A 6,575-nucleotide genomic window follows, 5' to 3' on the forward strand; every position below is an offset into this window, starting at 1 on the left:
ATGGCCGTGTTGCTCTCCACCAAGGCCTCCACCATGGAGGACTGGCGCGATGCCCTGCTCGAGGTCGATCCGGGCCTCGAGATCCGTCTCTTCCCCGAGGCGGGCGACCCCGCCGAGATCGAGGCCGCGGTCTGCTGGACGGCGCATGACCTGGCCGAGCTGCGCCGCTACCCGAATCTCAGGCTGCTCGTCTCTATGGGCGCCGGCGTCGACCACCTGCTGCGCCCGCCGGGCCCCCCGCCCGGCGTGCCTGTGGCGCGCCTCGTCGATGAGCGGCTCACCCAGGGCATGACCGAATGGGTCCTGCTCAACGTGCTGCGCTTCCACCGCCAGGACCTCGAGTATCGCGCGCAGCAGGCGGCGCGGGTCTGGCGCGAGCTGCCGGCACCCGACACGGCGCGGCGGCGCATCGGCATCCTCGGCCTCGGTGCGCTCGGCGGCGATGCGGCCCGCGCCCTGCTGACGCTCGGCTTCCCGGTGATGGGCTGGTCGCGGCGGCCGAAATCCCTGCCCGGCGTCGAGGGCTTCCATGGCGAGGAGGGCCTCGCCGCCATGCTCGGCCGGAGCGACATCCTGGTCTGCCTGCTGCCGCTGACGCCGGAGACGCGCGGCCTGCTCGACGCGGTACGCCTCGCCCTGCTGCCCGAAGGCGCCTATCTGCTGAACTCCGCCCGCGGCGGCCATATGGTCGCGGCCGATGTGCTGGCCGCGCTCGACGGCGGCCGCCTCGCCGGCGCCGCGCTCGATGTCTTCGAGCCGGAGCCGCTGCCGCCGGAGCATCCCCTCTGGGCGCATCCGAAGGTAGTGCTGACGCCCCATGCCGCCAGCATCACCATCCCCCGCAGCGCGGCGCCTCAGGTGGTGGAGAACATCCACCGGGCGCGTGCGGGGCTGCCGCCGTTGAACCTCGTCGACGTCGCCGCTGGTTACTGAACCCTCCCCACAAAACCGGCGCGCAGCCTTGCGGGGACCTTGCAGGAAGTCGGTTCAGCCGGCCTTGCGGTTCTCGCGCGAGGTATCGGCATTGGCGGCCTCGTTGGCGACGGCCGGCATCTCGTGGGTCTGCGTCTCCGCCTCGGACATGATCTGGCGCATGTCGCGTAGGAAGGCCGTGCCCTTCAGCGTGCGTTGCACGATGACGCTGCGGCGGTCCATCGGGTCTACCTTGCGGCGCGCGAGGTCGAGCTCGCCAAGGCGGTCGAGCGCCCGGGTGATGGCCGGCTTGGAGACGTTCAGCTCCGCCGCCAAGCCGCGGACCGTGTGCGGACCGTCGGTCAGGTAGACCGTGAGGAACACCCCCAGCTGACGTGCCGAGAGGTCGGGCCCGTCGCGCCGGACCAGCGCCACCACCGTGTCCCGCAGAATGCCGACCAGCTGGTCGGGGTTGCTCTGTACCGCCATGTCTCCAATCCCCTCGCCCATTTGGGCCCTTGAACACATCCGGCGAGCAGGCCCTGACCTGCCAGCCGGCATCACCACTTTTGAAGTCACTTCAGTTCTGTATACTGTTCGCCCGCTTATGCATCAGAGCGGCTGGACCAAAAAAGTTTCCCCACCATCTCGTTCTCGTTACCGGACCGGCCCGCTTGCCGGTCCGAACAGGGTCGCAATGCCTTGCGCCAAGGCCCGCAAAGCCTGGGCTTCCCCGCCTTCCGGCCGTCCGGGACGGTTGGCGTCGTTCCAGGCATAAAGGTCCAGATGCGCCCAGCGGGCGCCCTGGGGCACGAAACGCCGCAGAAACAACGCAGCAACGATCGCACCCGCCATGGGTCGAGACGACACGTTGTTCATGTCCGCTACCGTACTCTCCAGCCACGAATCGTAAACTTCATGCAAAGGCAAGCGCCACACTGGATCATGGGTCACCAGCCCCGCCGCCAGTAGCGTTTCCGCGAGCGCATCGTCGGGGGTGAAAAGCGCGGGTAAGTCGGGCCCAAGTGCAACCCGCGCCGCGCCGGTCAGCGTCGCGCAGTCGATGATGAGCGCCGGCTCCCGCTCCGCCGCGTAGGCGAGCAGGTCGCAGAGGACCAAGCGCCCCTCGGCGTCGGTATTGCCGATCTCGACGCTGATGCCGGCACGGGTGCGCAGCACGTCCATCGGGCGGAAGGCATGGGCGGACACGGCATTCTCGACGGCACCGACCAGCACCAGCAGCCGCACGGACAGGCGCATCCGCATCACCAGCTCGGCCAGGCCGAGCACGGTCGCGGCGCCGCCCATGTCCTTCTTCATCCGCAGCATGCCGCTAGGCGGCTTCAGGTCGAGCCCGCCGGTGTCGAAGCAGACGCCCTTGCCGCAGAGCGCGACCAGCGGCGCCCCGGGCTCGCCCCATTCCAGCATGGCGAGGCGCGGCGCCCGCGGGCTGCCCGGCCCCACCCCCTGGCCGACCGTGGCGAGGGCGGGGAAGCCGTCCGCCAGCGCCTCGCCCTCGATAATACGCCAGGCGGCGCCCTGCGCCTCGGCGAGGGAGCGGACCTCAGCCGCCAGCTCGGCCGGGCCGAGCAGGTTGGCCGGCATGTTGATGAGGTCCCGCACCCGGTAGGTGGCCTCGGCCGTGGCGATCGCCGTCTCGGTGCCCGCCGGCGGCACCAGCCGCGCCGGCGCCCGCTTCGGCGCCTTGAAGCGCGTGTAGCGATAGGCGCCGAGGCACCAGCCGAGCACCGCCGCCTCGGCATGCGCTGCCTCGGCCAGCTGCCATGTGCTGCCGGCGGGCAGGGCCTGGGCCAGGGCGCCGAAGGACCAGGGCGTCACCGCCCCCTCGCCGAGGCCCAGCACGGCGCCGGCGATGCCGCCCTCGCCCGGCAGCAGCGCCAGCTCCTGCGCCCGGCCGGCGAAGCCGGTGGCGCGGAGGAAGCCCGCCGCCCCGGCCGGCAGCCGCTCCAGCAGCGGGCCTGTTGCCGCGGGCCCCACCACGTATAGGGGCAAGCCGGTCGTGCCAGGCTGGGTGAGGCAATCGATCATAAATTGAAACAATCTCAGATGGACGAAACAATGTCCAGGCCAGGATCTGCAACCATAGCGTGTGCCGCCCCGCAGCCTGCGCCGTCCGGCCCACGGTGTAAAGCAAGTTGCGACAGCCTAGTAACGAATCTGGTTACTGCCCCCTAGTTCCGTAATGACAGTGTCGCGAGATGGTCCCGGACCACCGGCGGAGGGCAGGGCGCTTCGACCGGCACCAGCGCCGGCCAGTCCTCCACCCCCGGCAGCCGGCCCGGGTTGCGCCGCACCAGCTCGGTCTTGAGGAAGGGAAAGCCGAGGCAGCGGACCAGCCCCGCCCAGAGATGATGCGTGGGGTTGAGCGGCTGCTCCGCCAGCAGCGCCGCGCGGGCCTCCGGCGCCATCCCCTCCAGCCCGTGCAGCAGCGGATGCGAGGCGGCGAGCAGCGCCCGCTCCGCCGGATCGGCCAGCACCGCCCCGACCAGCCGCTCATAGCCGAAGAGCGCGGCGACCCGGTGCCCGCGCCCCCGCATCCAGCGGGCCAGGCGCAGCTCGCCGCGCTGCACGACGAGCCATTTGGAATGGCTGATGCGCATCACGGCCAGGAACCGGAGCAGGTCGCCGGCCGCCGCGGCGCCGCGGGCGAGCAGCATGTAGCTCTGCAGGTGCGGCCCGCCCTGGATGCTCTCCGTCATGCCGAAGAAGCCGTCGCCGCCGCCGCGCAGCGCCGCGACTACCGGGCCCATTGGGCGGATGGGGCCGAGCACGCTGTCATTGGCCAGCATCAGCTCCGTGGCCTCCGGCCAGCGCCGTGCCGCCTCCGGCGCCAGGTCCCGCCAGGCACCGAAGTCGAGGCCGAAATTCCGCCGCTGCGCCACGAGCGCGGCATGGGCGCGGATCGCCTGCCAGTCCGCCTCCGGCACCGCGGCGGCCATGGTGATGAAGACGACGGCGAAGCCCTCCGCCGCCAGCGCTGCCACCTGCCGCCGCACCATCTCCGAGATGCGGCCGGAGGCGGCGTACTGCACATAAAGGGCGACGCTGCGCGCCCCGGGGCGCGGATCCTCTCCCGGCTCCAGCCGCAGCAGGGGCGGCGGGCCGGGGCGGAGGCGGCGCCAGGCATCGCGCGGCAGGCTGCGGCCGACCTCGACGCCGACCTCGAGGACGCGCCGGGCCAGCCGGCCCCAGGTGCCGGCGGTGCTGTAGCCATGGATGGCGCGGCGCAATCCGGGCGGCTGCTCGGTCAGCGCGGTCAGCCGGTAGGGCTCGGGAGGCATGGGCGGGCGGCGACGATCCGGCTGGAAGGAAGGGCGGGGCTTGGTCCGCATCCCCGGGGATGCCAAGACGGCGCCGTCTCGCACGAATCGCAGCCGAGGACCATGCGATGCGCCCCGTCCCCCGCCTGACCCTGCGGCGCCTCTGGCGCGGGCTGTGGGGGCTGCTGCCAGCTTCCGCCCTGCCGCTGCGGCTGCAGCTCGGCGGCCTGGCGCGGCGGGTCACGCGCCGCCTGCCCTGGCTTACTCACGAAAAATTGCAAGGCCCGAATGATCCCGCGATCTACCGCGCCTGGCTGGCTCGCCACGCCCCGGCCGCCAGCACCGCTCCGCCCGAAGGGCCGCTGATCTCCCTGGTGATGCCGGCCGACGGGGCGTCGCCGGCGGCGGTCCAGGCGGCGATCGACGCCCTGCTCGGCCAGGCCTATCCGCATTGGGAGCTCTGCCTGGTCACGGCGGAAGCTCTTGCATGGGCGGCGGACGACCCCCGGGTCCGCCTGCTGCCGCCCGGGCCGGCCGCCGGCCTCGGCAGCGGGCCCTTCCTCGCCATGCTGGATGTGGCCGACCGCCTGGCCGGGCACGCGCTCGGGGCCGTCGCCGCGGAACTTGCGGCGCAGCCGGAGGCGGCGCTGGTCTATTCCGACGAGGACGGGATCGATGACGCCGGCGCCCGGCACAGCCCCTGGTTCAAGCCGGATTTCGACGCCGTCCTGCTGGAGCAGCAGCCGGAGCTTGTGAGCCGTCTCGGCGTCGTCCGGCGTGCGGCGCTGGCGGCGGAGGACGGGCCCGGCCACGCCCTAGCAGCGCGCGTCGCCGCCGCCTGCGGCCCGGCGCGCATCCGCCACATCCCGCAGGTGCTCTATCACAGGCGGCGGGAGGCCGGTCCGGCCCCCGCCTGGCAACCGCTCTCGGCAGCCTTGCCGGAGCCGGCCCCGCTGGTCTCCGTCATCGTTCCGACGCGGGACGGCGCGGCGATGCTCGAGACCTGCGCCACCGGCCTGCTGGAGCGCACCGACTATCCCTCGATCGAGCTGCTGATCGTCGACAACGGCAGCGCGGCGCCGGAGACCTTCGCCCTGTTCAGCCGGCTGCGCCAGGACCCGCGGGTGCGCATCCTCGCCGCGCCCGGGTCCTTCAACTACTCCGCCCTCAACAACCGGGCGGCGGCCGAGGCGCGGGGCGAGGTGCTGCTGCTGCTGAACAACGACATCGAGGTCATCGGCCCCGACTGGCTGCGGGAGATGGTCGGGCTGCTGCTGCGGCCGGGCATCGGCGCGGTCGGGGCCAAGCTTCTGTATCCGGACGGCACCCTGCAGCATGGCGGCGTGGTGATCGGCCAGGGCGGCGTCGCCGGACACTACCTGCCGCAGGCCGCGCGCGGCGCCACGGGCCATGCCGGCTCCCTCGTCCTGGTGCGCGAGGTTTCGGCCGCGACCGCCGCCTGCCTCGCGGTGCGGCGCGCGGTGTTCGAGGCGGTGGGCGGGCTGGATGCGGAGGCGCTGGCCGTCGCCTTCAACGATGTCGATCTCTGCCTGCGCATCCGCGAGGCCGGATGGCGCATCCTCTGGACGCCGCTGGCGGAGCTCTACCACCACGAATCCGCCACCCGCGGCGGCGACGTGACCGGGGCGAAGGCGCGGCGCTTCGCCGGCGAGATCGGCCATATGCAAAGGCGCTGGGGCGAGGCGCTGCGGCGCGACCCCTTCGCCAACCCCAATCTCGACTACGGCCGCTCGGTCCCGGTGCTGTCCGACTCGCCGCCGCGCCAGGGTTGAGCCGCGAGCCACTCGGCGACCGCATCGACGGACGGCAGCACCAGGGTCCCGGCCGGCGCTCGCGCGATCTCGGCGGCATCCCCGCTCGCCAGGATGCGCGTGCCGATGCCCGCTGCCAGCGCCGCCTGCATGTCGCTCGCCTTGTCGCCCAGCATCAGCGAGGCACCGGGCGCGATGCCATGCGCCGCCGCCGCATCCAGCAGCATCCCCGGCCCCGGCTTCCGCCGCAGGTTCTCCCGCCGATAGGGGTCGATGCCGTGTTCCGGATGGTCCGGGCAGAACTCCACCGCATGCAGCGGCGCGCGCTCACGCGCGAAGCGCTCGCCCATCCAGCGCATCAGCGCGTGGAAATCGCCTTCCGTGTAGAGCCCCCGCCCGATGCCTGACTGGTTGGTGGCGACCACCAGCAGCAGCCCGCGCGCCGCCGCCAGCCGGCACAGCGCGAAGATGCCGGGGACGAACGCCACCTGCTCCGGCCGGTGGACATAGCCGTGGTCGATGTTGATGATGCCGTCGCGGTCGAGGAAGAGAGCGCGCCTCACGCTTCCCCCAGCACCTCGGTGATGGTTCCGTCCTGTGCGATGCGGCC

6 protein-coding genes are annotated in these 6,575 nt (G+C 72.6%); 2 read left to right on the forward strand and 4 right to left on the reverse strand.

Annotated elements, in window-relative coordinates; genetic code table 11:
• A complete protein-coding gene (locus AC5JJ1_RS29370; RefSeq protein ID WP_495788661.1) occupies positions 1 to 933 on the forward strand; it encodes a 2-hydroxyacid dehydrogenase in 933 nt (310 codons plus the stop codon).
• Positions 934 to 987: 54 nt separating this feature from the next.
• On the opposite strand, the gene AC5JJ1_RS29375 is transcribed toward AC5JJ1_RS29370, so the two are convergent.
• From AC5JJ1_RS29375 to AC5JJ1_RS29385, 3 genes are all read right to left on the reverse strand, one after another.
• Positions 988 to 1,401 carry a MarR family transcriptional regulator gene (locus AC5JJ1_RS29375; protein WP_495788662.1) on the reverse strand — a complete coding sequence of 138 codons (414 nt, stop codon included), beginning with the start codon at positions 1,399 to 1,401 and terminating at the stop codon, positions 988 to 990.
• 168 nt (positions 1,402 to 1,569) lie between these two features.
• Positions 1,570 to 2,961 carry a leucyl aminopeptidase family protein gene (locus AC5JJ1_RS29380; protein ID WP_495788663.1) on the reverse strand — a complete coding sequence of 464 codons (1,392 nt, stop codon included), beginning with the start codon at positions 2,959 to 2,961 and terminating at the stop codon, positions 1,570 to 1,572.
• 143 nt (positions 2,962 to 3,104) lie between these two features.
• Positions 3,105 to 4,214 (reverse strand): hypothetical protein, encoded by a 1,110-nt coding sequence (locus tag AC5JJ1_RS29385; protein WP_495788664.1) that lies wholly within the window; start codon positions 4,212 to 4,214, stop codon positions 3,105 to 3,107.
• 107 nt (positions 4,215 to 4,321) lie between these two features.
• Here AC5JJ1_RS29385 and AC5JJ1_RS29390 point away from each other — a divergent pair, with 107 nt between their 5' ends.
• Positions 4,322 to 5,986 (forward strand): glycosyltransferase family 2 protein, encoded by a 1,665-nt coding sequence (locus AC5JJ1_RS29390; protein ID WP_495788665.1) that lies wholly within the window; start codon positions 4,322 to 4,324, stop codon positions 5,984 to 5,986.
• Here the strand turns inward: AC5JJ1_RS29390 and AC5JJ1_RS29395 are convergent.
• Positions 5,935 to 6,528 carry a D-glycero-alpha-D-manno-heptose-1,7-bisphosphate 7-phosphatase gene (locus AC5JJ1_RS29395; protein WP_495788666.1) on the reverse strand — a complete coding sequence of 198 codons (594 nt, stop codon included), beginning with the start codon at positions 6,526 to 6,528 and terminating at the stop codon, positions 5,935 to 5,937. The two genes, AC5JJ1_RS29390 and AC5JJ1_RS29395, sit on opposite strands and share 52 nt — an antisense overlap.
• Between the last annotated feature and the right edge of the window lie 47 nt (positions 6,529 to 6,575).

It is taken from the genome of Belnapia sp. (assembly GCF_059504005.1).